This is a genomic window from Acinetobacter radioresistens DSM 6976 = NBRC 102413 = CIP 103788, from assembly GCF_006757745.1.
Taxonomy (GTDB): Bacteria; Pseudomonadota; Gammaproteobacteria; order Pseudomonadales; family Moraxellaceae; genus Acinetobacter; species Acinetobacter radioresistens.
In genome coordinates this window covers 2,229,158-2,249,134 of record NZ_AP019740.1, presented here as the reverse complement: position 1 = coordinate 2,249,134, position 19,977 = coordinate 2,229,158, and the positions used below count along the sequence as shown (strand labels likewise).

17 protein-coding genes are annotated in these 19,977 nt (G+C 43.1%); 10 read left to right on the top strand and 7 right to left on the bottom strand.

Going from position 1 to position 19,977, the window contains the following annotated elements; all coding sequences use genetic code 11:
• Positions 1-224 precede the first annotated feature (224 nt).
• Positions 225-839, top strand: coding sequence for a carbonic anhydrase (locus ACRAD_RS10560; RefSeq protein ID WP_005019060.1), 615 nt, complete (start codon positions 225-227; stop codon positions 837-839).
• A 54-nt stretch (positions 840-893) separates the two neighbouring features.
• On the opposite strand, the gene ACRAD_RS10555 is transcribed toward ACRAD_RS10560, so the two are convergent.
• Positions 894-1,451: an arylesterase gene (locus ACRAD_RS10555; protein WP_372410819.1), complete on the bottom strand. Its 558-nt coding sequence runs from the start codon at positions 1,449-1,451 to the stop codon at positions 894-896.
• Positions 1,452-1,535: 84 nt separating this feature from the next.
• Between ACRAD_RS10555 and ACRAD_RS10550 the strand changes: the two genes are divergently transcribed.
• Positions 1,536-2,282: an ABC transporter ATP-binding protein gene (locus ACRAD_RS10550; RefSeq protein ID WP_005027311.1), complete on the top strand. Its 747-nt coding sequence runs from the start codon at positions 1,536-1,538 to the stop codon at positions 2,280-2,282.
• The gene (locus ACRAD_RS10545; RefSeq protein WP_005027308.1) at positions 2,263-4,743 is read left to right on the top strand and encodes an ABC transporter permease; all 2,481 of its coding nucleotides are present in this window, start codon (positions 2,263-2,265) and stop codon (positions 4,741-4,743) included. The genes ACRAD_RS10550 and ACRAD_RS10545 overlap by 20 nt, the downstream gene beginning before the upstream one ends.
• Positions 4,744-4,770: 27 nt before the next feature.
• On the opposite strand, the gene ACRAD_RS10540 is transcribed toward ACRAD_RS10545, so the two are convergent.
• On the bottom strand, positions 4,771-5,577 hold the full coding sequence (locus tag ACRAD_RS10540; RefSeq protein WP_005027306.1) for a rhomboid family intramembrane serine protease: 807 nt from the start codon (positions 5,575-5,577) through the stop codon (positions 4,771-4,773).
• 78 nt (positions 5,578-5,655) lie between these two features.
• Between ACRAD_RS10540 and mtgA the strand changes: the two genes are divergently transcribed.
• Positions 5,656-6,330, top strand: coding sequence for a monofunctional biosynthetic peptidoglycan transglycosylase (mtgA, locus tag ACRAD_RS10535; protein WP_005019068.1), 675 nt, complete (start codon positions 5,656-5,658; stop codon positions 6,328-6,330).
• A 109-nt stretch (positions 6,331-6,439) separates the two neighbouring features.
• Complete coding sequence (gene ppk1 / locus ACRAD_RS10530; protein ID WP_005019069.1) at positions 6,440-8,518, top strand: polyphosphate kinase 1; 2,079 nt, start codon at positions 6,440-6,442, stop codon at positions 8,516-8,518.
• Between the two features lie 43 nt (positions 8,519-8,561).
• Here the strand turns inward: ppk1 and oxyR are convergent, their stop codons facing one another.
• From oxyR to rubA, 4 genes are all read right to left on the bottom strand, one after another.
• The gene (gene oxyR / locus ACRAD_RS10525) at positions 8,562-9,482 is read right to left on the bottom strand and encodes a LysR family transcriptional regulator OxyR (RefSeq protein ID WP_005027304.1); all 921 of its coding nucleotides are present in this window, start codon (positions 9,480-9,482) and stop codon (positions 8,562-8,564) included.
• Between the two features lie 6 nt (positions 9,483-9,488).
• Positions 9,489-10,433 carry an esterase EstB gene (gene estB / locus ACRAD_RS10520; protein WP_005019072.1) on the bottom strand — a complete coding sequence of 315 codons (945 nt, stop codon included), beginning with the start codon at positions 10,431-10,433 and terminating at the stop codon, positions 9,489-9,491.
• Between the two features lie 60 nt (positions 10,434-10,493).
• Positions 10,494-11,672 carry an NAD(P)/FAD-dependent oxidoreductase gene (locus tag ACRAD_RS10515; RefSeq protein ID WP_005027302.1) on the bottom strand — a complete coding sequence of 393 codons (1,179 nt, stop codon included), beginning with the start codon at positions 11,670-11,672 and terminating at the stop codon, positions 10,494-10,496.
• Positions 11,673-11,742: 70 nt separating this feature from the next.
• Complete coding sequence (gene rubA / locus ACRAD_RS10510) at positions 11,743-11,907, bottom strand: rubredoxin RubA (RefSeq protein ID WP_005019074.1); 165 nt, start codon at positions 11,905-11,907, stop codon at positions 11,743-11,745.
• A 611-nt stretch (positions 11,908-12,518) separates the two neighbouring features.
• Between rubA and ACRAD_RS10505 the strand changes: the two genes are divergently transcribed.
• A complete protein-coding gene (locus ACRAD_RS10505) occupies positions 12,519-13,061 on the top strand; it encodes an adenine phosphoribosyltransferase (RefSeq protein ID WP_005027299.1) in 543 nt (180 codons plus the stop codon).
• Between the two features lie 26 nt (positions 13,062-13,087).
• Here ACRAD_RS10505 and ACRAD_RS10500 read toward each other — a convergent pair whose 3' ends face one another.
• Positions 13,088-13,597 carry a YqiA/YcfP family alpha/beta fold hydrolase gene (locus tag ACRAD_RS10500; protein ID WP_005404380.1) on the bottom strand — a complete coding sequence of 170 codons (510 nt, stop codon included), beginning with the start codon at positions 13,595-13,597 and terminating at the stop codon, positions 13,088-13,090.
• Between the two features lie 245 nt (positions 13,598-13,842).
• Between ACRAD_RS10500 and lysS the strand changes: the two genes are divergently transcribed.
• The 4 genes from lysS to cysN all read left to right on the top strand — a co-directional run bounded on the left by lysS (position 13,843) and on the right by cysN (position 19,795).
• Positions 13,843-15,372 (top strand): lysine--tRNA ligase, encoded by a 1,530-nt coding sequence (gene lysS, locus ACRAD_RS10495; RefSeq protein ID WP_005027297.1) that lies wholly within the window; start codon positions 13,843-13,845, stop codon positions 15,370-15,372.
• 153 nt (positions 15,373-15,525) lie between these two features.
• Positions 15,526-16,980 carry a capsule assembly Wzi family protein gene (locus ACRAD_RS10490; RefSeq protein WP_005027295.1) on the top strand — a complete coding sequence of 485 codons (1,455 nt, stop codon included), beginning with the start codon at positions 15,526-15,528 and terminating at the stop codon, positions 16,978-16,980.
• A 257-nt stretch (positions 16,981-17,237) separates the two neighbouring features.
• On the top strand, positions 17,238-18,161 hold the full coding sequence (cysD, locus tag ACRAD_RS10485) for a sulfate adenylyltransferase subunit CysD (protein ID WP_005019079.1): 924 nt from the start codon (positions 17,238-17,240) through the stop codon (positions 18,159-18,161).
• Positions 18,162-18,181: 20 nt separating this feature from the next.
• Positions 18,182-19,795 (top strand): sulfate adenylyltransferase subunit CysN, encoded by a 1,614-nt coding sequence (gene cysN, locus ACRAD_RS10480; protein ID WP_005027294.1) that lies wholly within the window; start codon positions 18,182-18,184, stop codon positions 19,793-19,795.
• The last annotated feature ends 182 nt before the right edge of the window (positions 19,796-19,977 follow it).

The window sequence follows — 19,977 nt, the reverse complement described above, 5'->3', positions numbered from 1 at the left end:
TAAAATGCAGTCAATTCCGTCAGCAGGAAAATAGCGGGTCTGATCATACAGTGTCTTTTATTTTGACAAAGTATTGATACGTAACTATATGAATCAATCATTATAAAAACGTTTCATTCATGAAGTTCGTTAAAAAAGTACGTGATACTCTATTTTTTGTCAGTGACATTCAAAAATTGCAGGATTAAAATATTTTTTAACATTTAAAACAGATGGGAAATAGAATGCTAACTGCCCAAGAAGCTTTAGAACGCCTCAAACAGGGAAATCAACGTTTTGTGAAGGGAGAGACGACTCACCCCAAGCTTCTGTCACATCAGGAACGTGCAGAGATGGCAGAAGACCAGAATCCGTTCGCCATTATTCTGGGCTGTTCTGACTCACGTGTTCCGGCAGAAATGGTATTCGATCAGGGCCTCGGTGACCTGTTTGTTATTCGTGTAGCTGGTAATATTGTTGCACCTTCGCAGGTAGGAAGTGTCGAATTTGCTGCAGAGCGTTATGACTGTGCTGTAGTTGTGGTACTAGGCCACAGTCATTGTGGTGCAATTCAGGCCACTATTAATGCTCTGAATAATCCGGATCAGGAACCTTCCATGAACCTGATGTCAATTGTGAACCGTGTACGGCCTTCAGTTGAAATCCTGATGCAGACCGAACTTAAAAATGATGTTAAGAAACTGTCCAAGCATGCAGTACGTTCTAACGTGTTCGCATCAGTTAACCAGTTGCGTCATGGTTCAGCCGTACTGGAAAGCCTGATTGCTAAAGGTAAGATGATTGTTGTAGGGGCAGAATATTCACTCGAGACAGGTGAAGTAGAGTTTTTGGATTTCTAACACAGAAAAATATTTAATCAGGCCTGGTATGTAATGACATACCAGGCCTTTAATTTATAGTGCGCCCTTAATATAAGGGTAAGCATTGTTGAGTAGTCTCATTTGGGCCTTGCTATTGGGGTGTACCAGATCTGCCTGCATCAAGGTTTTATTGCCAGCAATTCCTTCCATAAAAAATGGCATCAATTTTACCTGATACTGCTGGCTGACTCTTTTATAAGTATTTTCAAAACTCTGACTATAAGCCGCGCCATAGTTTGGGGGTATCTTCATGCCAAATAGCAGCACTTTGGCTTTTGAAGCTTTTGCCTGCTGTACAAGTTGTCCAAGATTTTTCTCAATCATCTGTGGTGGCTGTCCACGCAGACCATCGTTCCCGCCCAGCTCAATCACGACCACATGGGGTTTATAGGTTTGTAAAAGCTTTGGAAAACGGGCCAGAGCACCACTAGTGGTTTCACCGCTGACGCTTGCATTGACCACTTTGTGCTGTTTCGGGTACTGTTGGTCAAGGCGCTTTTGCAATAACTGAACCCATCCCTGTTCCGGTTTCATACCATAACCGGCACTGATACTATCGCCTAAAACCATAATAGTTTTAGCTGACGCCATTAGCGGAACTGCAGCCAAGCCTGCAATAGCCAGACGTTTAAGAATTAAAGACCACAATTTTCGATTTTGCATATCAGGAATTTTATGAATCAGGCCAATTTGCGATCTTCCATCATGCCACAACCGATTATTTCTGCCCAGCAGATCACACAAAGCATCCAACTGCCGCATCAAAATTTAACAATTCTAAAAGAGGTTAATTTACAGATTATGCCGGGAGAGCAGGTGGCTATTACAGGTCGCTCTGGTTCGGGTAAATCGACATTGCTGGGTATTCTGGCAACACTGGATCAGGCCAGTTCTGGTGAACTGATTATCTGCGAAGAAGAAGTTCATCGGTTAAATGAAGAGCAGCGTGCTCAGGTGCGCCTGAAATACATTGGCTTTATTTTTCAGTCTTTTCAGTTATTGCCAGCCTTAACTGCTGTCGAGAATGTGATGTTACCACTCAGGTTACAGCCAGACTTCCATTACCAGACAGCTGAACAAAGGGCTTTAAAACTTCTGAAAAGGGTAGGGCTTGAGCGACAGGCCGGTCAGACTCCAAAAGTACTTTCGGGCGGCGAGCAGCAACGTGTTGCCATTGCACGGGCACTCATCAGTGAGCCTGCGATCATTTTTGCCGATGAGCCAACAGGCAACCTCGACGGACAGACAGCTGAAGAAATTGAGCAGTTACTGTTTGAACTGAACCATGAACTGGGCACTACACTGGTACTGGTTACTCACGACCCTGAACTTGCCCGACAGTGCCAGCGTCACTTCGAACTGGTGAATGGCCATCTGATTGAAAAGACTTCAGGAGATACCCATGTTAAGTCCGGTGCTTAAACCGCTATTAACACAGAGCTTTCGTAGCAGTGGTATCTATCTGTTGATCATTGCACTGGTTCTGGCCATCAGTGCCACAACCGCAGTTAAATTCAGTAATCAGCAGGTACAGCAGGCGGTTGCCTTACAGGCAGCGGAAATGCTTGCCGCTGATCTGGTGCTAAGTGATACCGCGCCGCTCGAGCAAAAATGGTTCCAGCAGGCCCGGCAGCTGGGTTTGGCACAGTCAAAGGTTACTGTATTTAGCTCAATGGTCCATACGGATGACCAGTTTGTTATGGTTAATGTTAAGGCCATAGATCAGGCCTTTCCTTTGAGAGGAGAACTGCAGAGTACCTCTGCTGCTCAAATTCCCAATCCGGGAGAAGTCTGGCTTAGCCCACGTGCCTTGGAACTATTAAAGGTAAAAGTAGGTGACCAGATCCAGATTGCAGATGGCAGTTTTAACGTTGCAGCAAAAATTGTTAAAGACAGCAATCAGGAATTAGGATTTTCGGGATTTTCACCCACTGTCATTATTCACCAGCAAGATATCGCACGTACAGAAGCTATTCAGGTGGGTAGCCGGGTACAGTACCGTTTATTGATGGCCGGATCACCGCAACAGGTACAAGCTTTTGAAAAAGGTTTTGAACAGCTCACCGGACAAAAGCAGAAAAATAAAATTGATACAGAACAGGCAGGGGAAACTACCAGCCTGCAGTTGCGTAATGCGGGTGAAGCCAATACACGTCTGATGAAACCGCTTGAGAATCTGGATACCTTTTTGCAACTGGCAAATATTCTTACCATTTTACTCTGCGGTATTGCTATCGCGCTCACTAGCCAACGCTACGTCATGCAAAACCAGGACCATCTGGCGCTGCTGCGCTGCCTGGGTGCTTCCAAACATAGTATTTTATGGGCTTATCTTATACTGCTGGTGATTATCATGCTAATTGCCATCAGTTTTGGTGCAATACTGGGAATTGGACTTGGTTATGGCTTGCTTCAGTTGATGCTGCAGCTCATCCCTAATTTGAACATCCAGTTTTCGGCACTGGTCATGCTACAGGGCCCGTTGCCTGTAGCCATGTTTACCAGTGCCATTGTGTTGTTGGGTTTTATCGGACCAAGCTTATGGCAACTTTTGAATACGCCCCCTATTCGGGTGATTCGTCAGCAGGAAAAATCGGTTATCTCCATTCTGGTCATGCTTTCCACTGGGCTATTAAGTCTGGTGATCTTCAGTGTGGTACTCACAGAAAATCTGCGACTGACGGCATGGGTAATGCTGGCAATTATCCTGTTATGTATAGTACTTTACGGCTTAGTCTGGCTTATTCTAAAAATATTAAAAGCAGCAAAAGGCCGGATTTCAGCTTATGTGCGTACACCCTATCAGACTGCTTTACAAATAACAGCGCTGGCCTTGGGTTTAAGCCTGATCACGGTGCTGGCCGTATTGCGTACCGATATGCTGGAGCGCTGGCAGCAGCAACTCCCTGTAGATACACCGAACCAGTTCGTTTATGGCTTGCCTCCTTTTGACCTTGAACCATTTCAGCAACAGGTTCGACAAAATGGTTGGGCTGGAACAGCACTTTATCCAAATATCCGGGGACGTTTGACTGAGAAAAATGGTCAGCCTTTCTCAAGTGAACTTATTCAGAAAAGTAACTCCTTGCAACGTGAGCTTAATCTTACCCAGACAAAACAATATCCGGCAGATAACCGGATTATTGAGGGAGCTGCTTCATTTAGCCGGATTGGACAGGTTTCAGTTGAAGCAAAAACAGCAGAAGAGTTAGGAATCAGGGTCGGGGACGAGCTGGGTTTTAGTTTGCCAGAAGGCCTGTTAAACGCCCGGGTCATTAATCTGAGAACCGTTGAGTGGGAAAGTTTCAGTCCTAATTTCTTCTTTATTTTTTCACCAGATACAATAGATGAAAATGCGGGCAGTTATCTGGGCAGTTTTTATGTACCTGAAGAAGACAGGCCTAAACTGGTTAATCTGATTCAACAATTTCCGAATACGGTTTTTATTGATGTCAGTATGATTCTGGAACAGGTTAAACAGCTGGTAAATGTTCTGGTACAGATTATTACTGTACTGGCAGTACTGGTAAGTATCTCCGGTTTTCTGGTACTGCTGGCATGTCTAAACCTGCTGCTGGACGAACGTAAGCAGGAAGTTGCACTATTACGTTCTTTTGGCAGTTCAAAACATAAATTAAAACAGATGCTGAGTCTGGAAATTGGATTAATCGGTTTTATTTCCGGAGCGGTCGCTTGTCTGTTTGCAGAGGTGATCAGTGCAATTGCCAGTTACCGTATGGAGTTGCCGATACAGTTACATGCTGAAATCTGGCTGTTTCTACCACTTGTCATGACAGTCGTATGTGCCATGATTGGCCGATATCGCTTGAGTTATCTCTGTGATATTCCACCATTAGAGAGTCTGCGCTCGATTAATCAGTAAAAGTTTTTAGATAAATGCCAGCCTGGTTTAAAAGCCAAGCTGGTTTTTCATCTGGCTTAAAATTTCCTGCCAGAGGGGCTGAATCTGCTGTATCTGCTCCAGATTATACTGATACAAGGCCAGACAGCATGCTGCACCTATCAATAGGCCAGCCATTCCCCCTATAACGCTGACACGTAAACGCTGGCTGAGATACCAGAGCAGTGCTAACAGTATACCCATCAACATGCCGCCGATATGGGCTGCGTTATTAATGCCACTAATCATAAAACCCATGCCCAGATTAAGCCCCATAACCAGTAATAAGGATTTTCGGTCCAGAATAAACTGCTGTCGGGGCAGTACTGGTAATAAAGATAGTATAGCCAAGGCTGCCCCCAGACCCATGACTGCGCCCGATGCGCCTGCACCTACACGTGGCAATAGCTCGGGTTCAAACTGATTCAGCAGGCTATATGTATTTTGAACATCAATATAGCCGCTGAGCAGACTTCCCATAAGACCGGCCAGTACATATAAACCTATAAAATAGGACCGTCCAAACAGCTGTTCAGCCACACTGCCAAAGATATAGAGGGCCCACATGTTTAACATAAGATGGATCAGACCAAAATGAAAAAACATGCTGGTGAATAGCCGTTGAGGTTCCTCTAAATAGGTTAAAGGTGCATAATCAGCACCCCAGCGGATTGCATCAATGATCTCAGGCTGGGTAATATCAACACCAGCGAAAATCTGCCAGGCGAACAACCCGACATTGATTGCAATCAGAAGCGCTGTACACCACCAAAGCTGCGTATTGGATTGAACCGGAAAAGGTGAATAGTTCGACATGCTTTTTTAAAAACAGATACGATATGGTCGAAGACAGCTTAACACGAAAAAAAATGAATACAGGAGTAACTCTCTGACATGAAAGCTATTATTGTTCGCACTTTGTTAATTCTTGTCAGTCTGTTTCTTTTAGTACAACTCTGGATTTTTAGCAGTCTGGTGTGGTGGCGTACCCATCCGGTTGAAACCACCATGTTTATGCGACTAGATTACTGGGCAGATCGAAGTCAGCCTATCCAGCATGAGTGGCGTGACTATGACCAGATCAGCGATTACTTTAAACATGCAATTGTCGCTGCAGAAGATGGCAAATTCCTTCAGCATCATGGATTTGACTGGGATGGCATCCAGCACGCTATTGAACGTAACGGAGAAAAGGGACAAGTGGTGGCCGGTGGTTCGACTATCTCCCAGCAGCTCGCTAAAAATCTGTTTTTATACAATAAACGCTCTTTTTTACGCAAAGGTCAGGAGGCTATCGCGACCTGGATGATGGAGCGTATGTGGACCAAACAGCGTATTTTAGAAGTTTATATGAATTCGGTTGAGTTCGGGGAAAATATCTATGGGGTAGAAGCTGCGACCCAGCATTACTTTGGTAAAAGCTCGCATAGTCTAAGCCGTGAACAGGCCGCTTTTCTGGCTGCACTTTTACCAAATCCGAAATACTATGATGAAAACCGGAATGACCGGAAATTACAGTACCGCAAGCGTATGATCAGTAAATATATGCGTTATAGCCATATTCCTTAATAATTTTTTAAAGATAAGCCCATTTTTTGGGCTTTTTTTTATGAAATTGTCAAAATTTTAACGCATACTTGAATGAAATATATCAGTTCTCATTCGTATAGGTTGCAGCATGAATAGTATAGTTCCAGCCAGTCCTTCAGAATATACATATAATGACCGCTACATTAACCGTGAACTGTCCATTCTGGACTTTCACCTGCGGGTACTGGAACAGGCTGTTGACCCGATACATCCCTTGCTGGAGCGTATGAATTTTCTGCTGATTTTTTCCCGTAATATGGATGAGTTTTTTGAAATCCGTGTTGCTGGAGTTATGGAGCAGCTGTACTTGGGAAATGAAAGCCGCAGTCCTGACGGTTTAACTCCCAAACAGGTCCTGGAAAGCATTTCCAAAACTGCACATGAGGCCATTGCCCGCCAATACCGGATATTAAATCAGGAAATTTTACCCAAGCTGCGTGAAGAAGATATCTGTTTTCTGCGCCGTGGTGATTTAACACCTGCCCAATCCGCCTGGGTCAAAAAGTATTTTCAGGAGCAGGTTGCTCCAGTACTTACACCTATCAGTTTAGATCCAGCGCATCCATTCCCAAGACTGGTAAATAAAAGCTTAAATTTTATTGTCACCTTGGAAGGTAAAGATGCGTTTGGCCGGCAGATTGATCTGGCTGTTGTTCCTGCCCCCCGTTCATTACCGCGTGTAGTTCGCTTACCCGATGAACTGACTGGTGGTAAAGAGCATCATGTCATGCTGTCTGCGATTATTCACGAACACGTTTCAGACCTGTTCCCCGGTATGACAGCTACCGGCTGTTACCAGTTCCGTGTGACCCGAAATGCCGATCTGGCACTCAATGAGGATGTGGAAGATCTGGCTAAAGCTCTTAAAGGCGAATTAAGCTCGCGACGGTTTGGCCGTGCAGTACGTCTGGAGGTAACTGAAAACTGTCCACAACATATTTATGAGTACCTGCTAAATGAGTTTGATCTGGATGAGGAGCAGTTATATAAAGTGGATGGTCCGGTCAATCTGGCCCGGCTGCTGTCAAACTTTAAACGTCCTCATCTACGCTATAACTCGCATACCCCGATAATTCCTAAAGTCCTAAAAAAATCAGAAAATATTTTCTCTGCCATGCAGAAACAGGACATTTTACTGCACCATCCATTTGAATCTTTTGCACCGGTAATTAATCTGCTGCGTGAAGCAGCGCGAGATCCGCAGGTATTGGCCATCAAGCAGACTCTATACCGTTCTGGACCGGATTCTGAAATTGTACAGGTTCTGGCAGAAGCTGCACGTAATGGCAAAGAAGTAACCGCAGTGATCGAGCTGCGTGCCCGTTTTGATGAAGAATCCAATATTGAGGTAGCCAATGTCCTGCAGGAGGCAGGTGCGGTAGTGGTATACGGCATTGTAGGCTATAAAACTCATGCCAAAATGATTCTGGTTATTCGCCGTGAAAACAACAAGCTGGTACGTTATGTGCATTTGGGTACAGGTAACTACCATGCAGCCAATGCACGGATTTATACTGACTATGGCCTGATGACCACTGACAAAGAGCTTTGTGAAGATGTACACCGTATTTTCCAGGAATTAACTGGAATGGGTAAAATGGCCAAGCTGAAAAAGCTGCTGCATGCCCCATTTACACTTCATCAGCAGTTGATTCACTATATTGAAGAAGAAATTGCCAATGCCAAAGCTGGGAAAAAAGCCCGTATTATCGTAAAGGTCAATGCTTTAACTGAAATGCAGCTGATTAACAAACTGTATGAGGCTTCACAGGCTGGGGTCAAGATTGACCTGATTATTCGCTCTATCTGCTGCCTGCGTCCGGGGTTGCCAGGCCTTTCGGAGAATATTCAGGTCCGTTCTATTGTAGGGCGTTTTCTGGAGCATACACGGGTTTATTATTTCTCAAACAATGGCAATCCGCGTATTTACTGTTCCAGTGCCGACTGGATGGACCGTAATTTGTTTAATCGGGTAGAAGCCTGTTTCCCTATCGAAGATCCGGCATTGAAAAAACGTATCTATGAACAGGGGCTGGCAACCTATCTTAAAGATAACCAGCAGGCATGGATATTACAGGGCAACGGGCAGTGGCATCGTGCCCAGCTGGCTGAAGGTGAGGTACCTTACAATGCCCAGCAGACGCTACTGGAGATTTTTCAATCATGATAAAAAGGAGCCTTAAGGCTCCTTTTTACACTAAATAAAATAATCAGACATGAGCCTGAGCTTGTAACTCACTGCTGATTTTCTGAAAAATCTGTAACAGGACGTCGAACTCGCTCTGTAATGGCGTACTTTTACGGGTAACCAGTGCAAGCGTACGGTTTGGCGCCGCCTCAATCGATTTCACCATCAGCTCTTCATTGCACTTAATCATATTATTATGAATGGCAATTTCAGGAAGCAAAGTAAAGCCCAAATTAGAAGATACCATTTCTACCAATGTAGGTAATGAGCTGGCTTTCAGGCGACTATCATTTTTACGCTCACCAATCGGGCAGGCGCTCAAAGCATGGTCACGTAAGCAGTGGCCTTCTTCAAGCAGCATCAGTCGCGACAGATCCAGATCTTGCAGACTGTTTGCATTGGCTGCTTTCTGGTCAGCCTTATGATAAACCAGATACAGATCTTCTTTTGCGATTTCAGCCACTTTCAAATTACGTGTATCAAAGGGTAGAGCCAGAGCAACCATATCCAAATTACCATGTTCAAGCTTTTCTACAATTTTCTCGCTTTGAGCTTCATGCAGATGTAGCTGAATCTTGGGTAACTGTTTATGCACTTCTTCAAGTAGCTGTGACAATAGAAAAGGTGCCATGGTTGGGATAATGCCCAGATGCAGGTCACCAGTCAACGGCTCGCTCATTTCACGGCTTAAACGCATTAAATCCTGAGCATCGGCCAGCAATACACGCGCTCGTGCGACCACCTGTTCACCCAGGGGAGTTAAACGTACATTCTGGCGGTCACGTTCTACCAGAACCCCACCAAGCAAACGTTCCAGCTCCATAATTCCGCCCGATAAAGTGGACTGAGTTACGAATGAACGGCGCGCTGCTTCAGTGAAATGCAACGTTTCAGACAGTGTTACAAGATATGACAGCTGTCTTAAAGAGGGTAATGCAGCCATAGTGTCCTAATGTGTATGATTAAAATGATGAGCAAATAAACTGCTAAGTTTAGGAATAAAATGCGGCGGAATATCATGCCCCATTCCATGAATCAATTCAAACTTAGCGCCTGGGATTGCTTTCGCAACAGCTTTGCCGTGGCTCGGTGGAAGTAAACGATCACGTGATCCATGGATCACTAATGTGGGCTGATGGATCTGTTTATCCAGCTTTAGCAATGAACCTGTACATAATATTGCTAAAAACTGTTGAAGTACACCCGCTGGATAATAACTCCGTTGATATAGTTTACGTGCACTCTGTATGGCTTCAACCTGATTAATATAGCCGGGAGATCCTATAATCTCAAATAACTTCAAACTATGACTAATAATTCCTTCTTCATCATTGCTTTCAGGCTTGCCAATCAGGCTAAACAGCTGTTTTGGAAAAGGAGGGGGAAGCAAAGGCTGATTATTGCTGGTAAACATCAAGCCTAACTTTTCGACCTTATCCGGATAGCGTGCTGCAAGAATCTGCGCAATCATACCACCCATTGAAGCACCGATAACATAGGTTTTTTCCAGCCCCATTCTTTCAAGCAGTAAAGCTACATCATCAGCCATGTCATAGAGGGTATAAGGTGCTCCCTGATTCTGTAGACCAAGCGCAAAACGTCCCATCAGCTTAAAAGTATTTAAACGTGGTCCTTTATGACGTATCTTTGATGAAAGTCCAATATCACGATTGTCAAAACGAATTACCCGATAACCCTGGTCAATTAATGATTTACAAAAGAAATCCGGCCAATATAAAAGCTGCGCACCTAGTCCCATAATTAACAAAATAGTTGGATGTTCAGGTTTACCGCCAATCTCTACATGAAGTTCGATTCCGTTGCCTAAATCGACCCGAGTTTCATGCATAAAAGAAGAATAAGGTGAAGCTTTAAGTTGAAAATTACTATTCATAAAACCACTTATCTCCCGAAACAGCGGTATTGACTGAAAATCACTCTGCTTATTTATGCGCTAAACTTGAGGCGGAATCAAGTCAGGGACCTGTTTTGCCAGGTTCAGGCGCTGCTTGCCTGCTGTTGGACCAAGTAAAACAAAACCGCGTAATGTTCCTGAAGCATCTACAGCTTTGGCAATCAGACCATCTTCAAGCTCTTCATTTTCCCAGGAGACTTCAATATCTAAAGGGGCAGGAAGAACAGTAAGAGGGGCAGCCGGAGTTTTTACTGCAACGGGCATAGCCGGATAATGGACGTGAGTATGCTCACCATTTAAGGTTTTAGCCAGAGCCCGTGCCTGTTGCATAATCGGCATGACATAAGGGAGCAGGGTTCCATTTACCTCGGCACAGTCACCTACGGCATAAATATCAGGCTGACTGGTTTCCAGCAGGCCATTTGTAACTATACCGCGACTGGTCTGAATCTGGGCTGCTTTCGCCAGTTCAAGGTTTGGCTGCAAGCCAATTGCAGAAAGCACGATATCAGCCTCCAATACTTTTCCATTTGCAAGACTCACAACATAGTCATCATTTTCAATTTTATTAACCTGCTCTACAGTAGTATTAAACACAAACTTGATACCGGCCTGTTCCAGTTTATGCTGGAATGAACTGGCCACATGCTGAGGTAATAAACGGCCAAGCGGTTGTGAGGACAGATCAATCACAGTAACGCCGTGTCCGGTATGCTGCAAGTCATTGGCAAATTCACAGCCAATTAGACCCGCACCTAAAATCACAACACGCTTATCTTTACGCGATGACAGATTTTCACGGAATGTACGGTAGTCGATTAATGAATTTACGACATGAATATCTTCACTGGCGTTCCCGGCAATATTCAGGCGAACCGGATTAGCCCCAACGGCCAGAATCAGCTTGGAATATTTCTGCTTTCGGGACTGCTGATCTTTTTCAATGAGCAGTTCATGCTGCTCAGGATGAATTTCTTTTACCCAAGTAAAGGTCTCAATCTGCATATTGAGCTGGGCCGCCATTTTCTGTGCATCACCCAATGGAATCTGTTCAGGTGATTTATTACCTGCCAAGGCGTTTGAAAGAGTCGGTTTAGCATAATTTACTGCATCATCGGCACAAATCATCACAAGTTCCTGTTCAGTATTTAATTTACGGAACTCCCGTGCAAGGGTATAGCCTGCCATCCCTGAGCCGATAATGACGATAGGGTCCATATTTTTCTCCATGTTCAATAAATTATGCTCGATGTAAAAAAGACCATGTCGGGCATGGTCTTAGTATTATTTAAACTTCGATCATCTCGAAATCTGCTTTAGATACCCCACAATCCGGGCAGGTCCAGTCATCCGGAATATCTTCCCATTTTGTTCCCGGTGCGATGCCATCTTGTGGCCAACCTTGAGCTTCGTCATAAATCCAACCACAAACGATGCATTGGTACTTCTTCATCTGTATCTCCAAAACTGCTGGGCCAAAAGACCTGGCAGGAAAAACAAGCAGCTATTGTTAAATCTTTAAAATTATAAACATTCAGGAATGTTCATCTTGCCATAAATTTTTACGCTGTTCAGCAGTCAAAGTAAAGCAAATACCGGAGTTTAACCAGTTTGAAAACTGAGGTAATGGCAGAGTAGGTCAAAAGGAGGGGCAAACAGGCAATATTTTGTACTATTTATTCCTAAATGACTGAATCTGTAAGGATATAAAAATATTAATTGTTTTAAAATTATCAAATATCAAATATCAAATATCAAATATCAAATATCAAATATAGGATCAGTCATTATTTTTAATAAAATATCTGATAACAGACATGAGACTAAAAAAGGAGAAGCCTAGATAATAAGACCATAGTCTACTAGCTGGGCAGCGATGATTCATTTATTTTAAAGATAGGTAAAATTTTATTTAGAAATACCTTTAATTAAAATTAATTAAATTCAGACACTTATATTTTTTATTTTTTTGATTACTGAATACTCTGCATTAGATAACTGGCTATAACCTGAATAAAAGCATAAAATTCATGCATTCTTTTTCGTTTTTTCAGATCCTCTCCCATGACCAGTTTGCATACAACATTGTGGACTCATATCCGCACGGTACAAGATTTCCCTAAGCCCGGTATATGTTTTTACGACCTGACACCTTTATTCATGCAGAATATTGCCGCTTTAACAGATGCTTTAATTGCTAGCATTCCGGCTGAAGCGCTAAATGAAGTCGACAGTTTCCTGGCGGTAGAAGCACGTGGTTTTGTTTTGGCCAGTCTTTTAGCCCAGCGTTTAAATAAAGGTTTATTACTGGTGCGTAAAGCTGGCAAATTGCCGCCTCCAGTAGTGGGTGTTGGTTATAGTCTTGAGTATGGCGTAGACCGTCTGGAAATGGCTGATGGTATTGCACCACAGAAAGTTATTATTGTTGATGACGTGCTGGCTACAGGCGGTACTTTAAAAGCTGTAAAACAGCTTGCTGAAAAATGTCAGCATCATATTCTTGGAGCAAGTATTTTACTTGACCTGCCAGATTTACATAGTGATTTAGGGGTTAATATCTGGTCTGTTCTGGATGAACGTACCCAGCCTGAAGCACAAGTCGCCTAAAATTTATTCTTATAAAGCCGGATAATTCAGATAGGTTGCAAAAAATGGTTCTCCAGATGATGCAACAGCTGATTTAAATTATCCGGATTAGACAGGCGGTGACAACCGCCTTCTACTGCTTCAACTAGCATAAACTGTTCCAGATATTCTTGTGCTTCCAGCATATTCAGCTCTTCATCACCCAGTTCAAGATATGCAATTTTGGGTGCATCAGAATCCAGATCTGTCTCATTAATAGATGGATAATCTGTCCGGAATTGTGGTTTCAAACTGGGATTGGCAACCAGTGCCGGTAGCTTGAATAAGGCCGACATCTTTAATGCCCAGTACGCACCCAGGCTATGTCCTACCAGCACATCAGGCTGAATTTTCTGGATTATTTCCTGATAAAAGTGAGCAACTGTCTGATAATTCAGATTACGATAGTCCACTGTAATACAGCATTTATTTTCTGACTGAAGTGCATGGAACTTGGTAGATTCCCGTGAGGAATCCAGCCCATGCATAAATAATATCTTTAATGTGCACTTATTCATTTAATTTACTTCAAATCGCTATCCAGAAATATCCAAGATATCCGTTATCTTTTCTTGTCCCTTCCGGTAGGTAGTTTAATTTTGCGCCTGTCGCTTGGCTGTTAGCTATTGGTCTAGATTAGATCAAAGTCTAAGTAAAATGCATTGATGAAATTATTTTGCTTTAGCGTGATGCAAGGCATACGAAAAATGTAACCAATCTGCTATGCTATGTGACTTCTTTTTATACTTGAATCGAGGCAGAGATGACGCAACATAACGCTCAATCGACTTCTGAACACACTATTTCCGAAAACGATTTAATTGCACAGCGTCATGCCAAACTAAAACAGATCAAAGAGCAGGCCGAAGAGACTGGTAAGAGTCCTTGGCCAAATACATTTAAACGTGAACATTATGCGCAGGATCTACAGAATCTTTTTGCTGGCAAAACCAAAGAAGAAATTGAAGCTGGTGAAAAAGTTTATGTGTCTGTAGCAGGGCGCGTGATGCTGAATCGTGGCTCCTTCATTGTCATTCAGGATATGACTGGCCGTATTCAGCTTTATGTTGCACGTAAAGAATTAGATGAACAGACTCTTGCAAGCATTAAGGGCTTGGACCTTGGTGATATTATTGCTGTACAAGGTTACATTGGGCGTTCAGGTAAAGGAGATCTTTATGTTCATATCGAACATTTTGAATTACTCACCAAATCGCTCCGTCCATTGCCTGATAAGTTTCATGGTTTAAACGATACTGAAGTTAAGTATCGTAAACGTTATCTGGATTTAATTGTTAACGAAGAAACCCGTAAAACATTTGAAATTCGTGCCAAAGTTGTTGCAGGCATCCGTAGTTACCTGAACAGTGAACGTTTCATGGAAGTTGAGACGCCGATGATGCATGTCATTCCTGGTGGTGCTTCAGCACGTCCGTTTGAAACTCACCATAATGCGCTGGATATGCCACTCTTTCTGCGTATTGCGCCTGAGCTTTACCTAAAACGTTTGGTTGTGGGCGGCTTTGAACGAGTATTTGAGATTAACCGTAACTTTCGTAATGAAGGGGTATCGACCCGACATAATCCGGAATTTACTATGATCGAGTTTTATCAGGCTTATGCAGATTATAAAGACCTGATGCAACTGACCGAGAATATGCTAGAAAAACTGGCGCTCGATATTCTGGGAACAACCGATGTGCCTTATCAGGGAGAAGTTTTTAACTTCAAAGGGCCATACAAGAAAATCTCGATGTTTGATGCCATTCTTGAGCATAATCCGGAATTTACACCAGAAAATGTTAATGACCGGGAATTCTTGGCAAAATTTGTTCGGGAAGAACTTAAAGAACAGGTGAAAGCTGGTTTTGGTTTAGGTAAGCTGCAAACAATCGTTTTTGAAGAAACAGTAGAAACCAAACTGCGCCAGCCGACTTTTATTACTGAGTACCCGGCAGAAACCTCTCCATTGGCACGCCGTAATAATGATAACCCCCATATTACAGACCGTTTCGAATTTTTTATCGGTGGTCGTGAACTTGCCAATGGCTTTTCAGAGCTGAATGACCCGATTGATCAGGCAGAGCGTTTTCAGGCTCAGGTTGAAGAGAAAGATGCAGGTGATGATGAAGCAATGCACTATGATGCAGAGTTCATTGAAGCTTTAGAATATGGCCTGCCACCAACCGCCGGAGAGGGAATTGGTATTGACCGTCTGGTAATGATTTTTGCAGATGCGCCAAGTATTCGTGATGTAATTTTATTCCCACACATGCGTCGTAAAGATGTCTGATTACTAAAATAAAGAGAAGCCTGCTGAATGCAGGCTTTTTTATATTCCAAGATTTAGTTATAGATATGTAAATAGCCGAATTTACAATGTTGAAAAACCTAAACGAAATCTTTAAGGTTGGTAACAATAATTACACCTGAGCATGACACTACAATGTTTTTAAAAAAAGTTTTGGGCCTTTCCCTTTTATCGGTCCTGTCTTCTCCTGTCTGGGCACAAGGTCTGGTCCTCAATAACCAAGATTTGCGTACTGATCTGAACTGGTTAAACCAACAAGGTGTAATTCAGATCAGTACTTCAACTTGGCCGCTGAGTGGAGATGAAATTCAACGCGCTCTTGCACAAGCTAATATCAAAAATACTACTCAGCAAAAAGTAATTGATTCTGTACTCAATACTCTAAAAGCTGACAATAATATGCTAAAAGCCGGGCTATTTGCTGAAACTGACCAGAAGGTTCTACCACAAGCTTTCGGCGACAAACAGAAAGCCCAGTATCAGGCCGCGCTTGAATTCAATGCAGGAGGAGAAAACTGGGATGCGAAAGTCCGGGTGAATGCAGAGAAAGATCCGCAAATTGACAATGGACAGGATATTAATGTCGAAGGTTCCTATATTGCTGGTAAACTCTGGAATCAGTGGGTAATTGCCGGTCAGATCCCAAGCTGGTGGGGACCAGGACATGATGGCAGTCTGATTCGTGGTGATGCTAGTCGTCCTGTTATTGGTGTTACTGCTCAGCGTGCAGTACAAGATTCTTTTGAAACACCATTACTTTCATGGATTGGGCCTTGGCAGTATCAGGCGTTCGCAGGTCAACTTGATGATTACTCTGCAGTACCAGATGCGAAACTGATTGGACTGCGTCTGACAGCTCAGCCTTTACCTTATCTCGAATTGGGGGCATCCCGAATGATCCAGTGGGGAGGAGAGGGCCGTCCAGAAAGTTTAAGTTCGCTTTGGGATGCTTTCGTTGGTAATAAAGATAATGGGGGAACAGGTGAGCCTGATCCTTCTAACCAGCTTGCAGGATTTGATGTACGTCTGAATCTTATACCACTTTTAAATACACCGGTAGGTATTTACGGTCAGTATGTGGGTGAGGATGAAGCTGGAGGCTTGCCATCAAAGAAAATGTATTTAGCTGGTGTAGACTACTCATCCGTCTATAAAAACCTGCCATTTCAACTTTATGCCGAGTGGGCAGATACTCGAACCAACGGCGAGGTTCGAGGTGTTTCTTATACTCATAGTACTTATACTGACGGTTACTATCAGCATGGCTATCCTTTAGGACACGCATTGGGAGGCGATGCTCAAATGGTCTCTATTGGTGGAGATATTCGCTTTGATATTATGAACCGTTTAAGTGGACGCGCCCTGGTTGCAAAAGTTAATCAATCTGAACGAGGTGCGAAAAATAATTTAGCTTTTGCACAGGATGATGAAATTAAGGCAGTCGATTTAACCTGGACCCATTATATGCAGCCTGATATTCCTTTAAAACTGAATGGCTGGCTAAGTGATTCAGATGCGAATGGTAATGATGCCGGTGTATCAGTCGGAATCGAGTTTCCGTTGGATCGTGCTTGGGCAGCATTTCGCTAGTTGTGTCTAAAAGAAAAGCCTGCTAAATGCAGGCTTTTTTATTGTTCGCTATTCTAAATAACTGATGAACCCAGTTAGTTCATTGTATAGGTTTTATTTAATGCACAATTTATAACTTCTTATATGAAAACCAAGAATATACATATCACAAAAGAAGCAATAGCCCAGACTGGCAAATCACTATAATGAATATAGTTCGTCAGATGCGTAATAAGCATCGATCCAAGTTTTAATCAAGATAGACATCCGGAGTTGTTATGGCAATCGTTCCTCCAACTGAGGAAAGACTTACACATCTAAAACAGCTTGAAGCTGAAAGCATTCACATTATTCGTGAAGTTGCTGCCGAATTTGAAAATCCGGTGATGTTGTATTCTATTGGTAAAGATTCTGCGGTAATGCTTCATCTGGCTATGAAAGCATTTTATCCAGCTAAGCTTCCTTTTCCGTTACTGCATGTAGATACCGGCTGGAAATTCCGTGCCATGATCAAGTTCCGTGATGAGATGGCGAAGAAACTGGGTCTGGATCTGATTGTTCATCAGAATAAAGAAGGCCGCGATGCCGGAATCAATCCGTTTGACCAAGGCAGTTCAAAATATACTGATATCATGAAGACCCAAGGTTTAAAGCAAGCTTTGGACAAATACCAGTTTGATGCAGCTTTTGGCGGTGCACGTCGTGATGAAGAAAAATCACGTGCTAAAGAACGCGTCTATTCATTCCGCGATTCTAAACACCGTTGGGACCCAAAAAACCAGCGACCAGAACTCTGGAATATTTATAACGGTAAAGTAAATAAAGGTGAAAGTATTCGTGTCTTTCCTTTATCAAACTGGACCGAGCTTGATATCTGGCAATATATTTTCCTTGAAAATATAGAACTTGTACCTTTGTATTTCTCTGCTGTACGTCCAGTGGTAGAACGTGATGGTACACTGATTATGGTAGATGATGAGCGTATGCGCCTGAAAGAGGGCGAAGTTCCACAAATGAAATCTGTACGTTTCCGTACATTAGGCTGTTATCCGCTTACAGGGGCTGTGGAATCTACAGCAGCAACCTTGCCGGATATTATTCAGGAAATGCTTTTAACCACCAGCTCCGAACGTCAGGGTCGCATGATTGACCATGATGAAGCAGGGTCGATGGAAAAGAAAAAGCAAGAAGGTTATTTCTAAAAATTTGTGGAGCGTGATGTATGTCTCATCAGTCTGAACTGATTAGCCAGGATATTCTGGCTTACCTTAAACAGCACGAGCAAAAAGACCTTCTACGCTTTTTGACGTGTGGTAATGTTGACGATGGTAAAAGTACCTTAATTGGCCGCTTATTATTTGATTCAAAGCTGATCTATGAAGATCAGTTACAGGCAGTAACCCGCGACAGTAAAAAAGTCGGCACTACAGGGGATGCACCGGATCTGGCTCTTCTGGTTGACGGTTTACAAGCAGAACGCGAGCAGGGCATTACGATTGATGTCGCTTACCGTTATTTCTCAACAGAAAAGCGCAAATTCATTATTGCCGATACACCGGGACATGAGCAGTATACTCGGAATATGGCAACCGGTGCCTCGACCTGTGACCTTGCCATTATTCTGATTGATGCACGTTATGGGGTACAGACCCAAACCCGCCGTCACAGCTATATCGCCAGCCTGTTAGGTATTAAAAATATTATTGTTGCCATTAACAAGATGGACCTGGTGGACTTTTCTGAAGCCCGTTTTAACGAGATCCAGGCTGAGTACAATGATTTTGTTAATCAGCTGGGCGACCGTAAACCGGCTAATATTATCTTTACGCCGATTTCAGCATTAAATGGTGACAATGTAGTCAACCCATCAGCCAATACCCCATGGTATAAGGGCCAGACCCTGATGGCGACGCTGGAAAATGTAGAGATCAACCGTAATTCTGCTAAGCAGGAATTCCGTTTTCCAGTGCAGTACGTAAACCGTCCAAATCTGGATTTTCGTGGATTTGCTGGTACGATTGCATTAGGCGCGGTAAATGTGGGTGATGAAATCATTGCCTTACCATCAGGTAAACGATCAACAGTCAAAGAAATCGTGACCTATGATGGTAATCTTGAGCAGGCAGTTGCAGGGCAGGCAGTCACTTTAACCTTGAATGATGAGATTGATATTTCTCGCGGTAACCTGATTGTTAAAGCAGGTGACCAGCCAGAAATCTCACGTTCTGTACGTGCTACCGTCGTATGGATGACTGATCAGCCTCTTGTAAAAGGCAAGCTTTATAATATTAAGCTAGGCACACAAACTGTTCCCGCCAAAGTCACCGAGATTAATTACCGCGTCAATGTGAATACGCTTGAGCAAACTCAGGTAGAACAGCTTGAACTTAATGCAATTGCCAATGTAACAGTGGAATTTGATGCACCTGTAGTCTTTGACCGTTACCAGGACAGCCGCTATACCGGTGCATTTATTTTTATTGACCGTCTGAGCAATGTGACAGTTGGCGCAGGTATGGTTGAATCTGCCGTTGAGTGGAAGGCTAATGCCAAGCCAGTTACTCCAGAAGACCGTGCTGCACGTTTAGGTCAAAAACCTGCGGTTGTGAGTGTAAATACACAAGTACTTGAACACGCGCAAGGGCTGGAAAGTTTACTCATGCAGCAAGGCATAGTTGCACTTGCTAAGGCTGGCTTAACGGCAGAGCAGGTAACCCTGTTACGTGAAACAGGTATTGTAGTGATTACAGATGTTACAGAAGGTGCTGATGTTGAGCTTAATTTAGATACGGTTGAAGAGCTGGCTGATAAAATTGTCGAATTAGTTCGTCTATAGGACTGGATTATTCTAAACAAAACCCGTCTTAATGGCGGGTTTCTTTATTAACACCATACTTATAAAAATATTAAATTTCCGTGTTGAAAACTTTTATTTTAATCGATAGATTTTTAATTTGATTACTTCTACTTATACATCAGAAAAACCAAACCGGCGAACCAGTCTGGTTTTTAATTTAA

Coding starts and splice junctions, on each gene's coding strand:
- ACRAD_RS10560 (WP_005019060.1), top strand. CDS start 225: ATGCTAACTGCCCAAGAAGCTTTAGAACGCCTCAAACAGGGAAATCAA.
- ACRAD_RS10555 (WP_372410819.1), bottom strand. CDS start 1,451: ATGGCGTCAGCTAAAACTATTATGGTTTTAGGCGATAGTATCAGTGCC.
- ACRAD_RS10550 (WP_005027311.1), top strand. CDS start 1,536: ATGAATCAGGCCAATTTGCGATCTTCCATCATGCCACAACCGATTATT.
- ACRAD_RS10545 (WP_005027308.1), top strand. CDS start 2,263: ATGTTAAGTCCGGTGCTTAAACCGCTATTAACACAGAGCTTTCGTAGC.
- ACRAD_RS10540 (WP_005027306.1), bottom strand. CDS start 5,577: ATGTCGAACTATTCACCTTTTCCGGTTCAATCCAATACGCAGCTTTGG.
- mtgA (WP_005019068.1), top strand. CDS start 5,656: ATGAAAGCTATTATTGTTCGCACTTTGTTAATTCTTGTCAGTCTGTTT.
- ppk1 (WP_005019069.1), top strand. CDS start 6,440: ATGAATAGTATAGTTCCAGCCAGTCCTTCAGAATATACATATAATGAC.
- oxyR (WP_005027304.1), bottom strand. CDS start 9,482: ATGGCTGCATTACCCTCTTTAAGACAGCTGTCATATCTTGTAACACTG.
- estB (WP_005019072.1), bottom strand. CDS start 10,433: ATGAATAGTAATTTTCAACTTAAAGCTTCACCTTATTCTTCTTTTATG.
- ACRAD_RS10515 (WP_005027302.1), bottom strand. CDS start 11,672: ATGGACCCTATCGTCATTATCGGCTCAGGGATGGCAGGCTATACCCTT.
- rubA (WP_005019074.1), bottom strand. CDS start 11,907: ATGAAGAAGTACCAATGCATCGTTTGTGGTTGGATTTATGACGAAGCT.
- ACRAD_RS10505 (WP_005027299.1), top strand. CDS start 12,519: ATGACCAGTTTGCATACAACATTGTGGACTCATATCCGCACGGTACAA.
- ACRAD_RS10500 (WP_005404380.1), bottom strand. CDS start 13,597: ATGAATAAGTGCACATTAAAGATATTATTTATGCATGGGCTGGATTCC.
- lysS (WP_005027297.1), top strand. CDS start 13,843: ATGACGCAACATAACGCTCAATCGACTTCTGAACACACTATTTCCGAA.
- ACRAD_RS10490 (WP_005027295.1), top strand. CDS start 15,526: ATGTTTTTAAAAAAAGTTTTGGGCCTTTCCCTTTTATCGGTCCTGTCT.
- cysD (WP_005019079.1), top strand. CDS start 17,238: ATGGCAATCGTTCCTCCAACTGAGGAAAGACTTACACATCTAAAACAG.
- cysN (WP_005027294.1), top strand. CDS start 18,182: ATGTCTCATCAGTCTGAACTGATTAGCCAGGATATTCTGGCTTACCTT.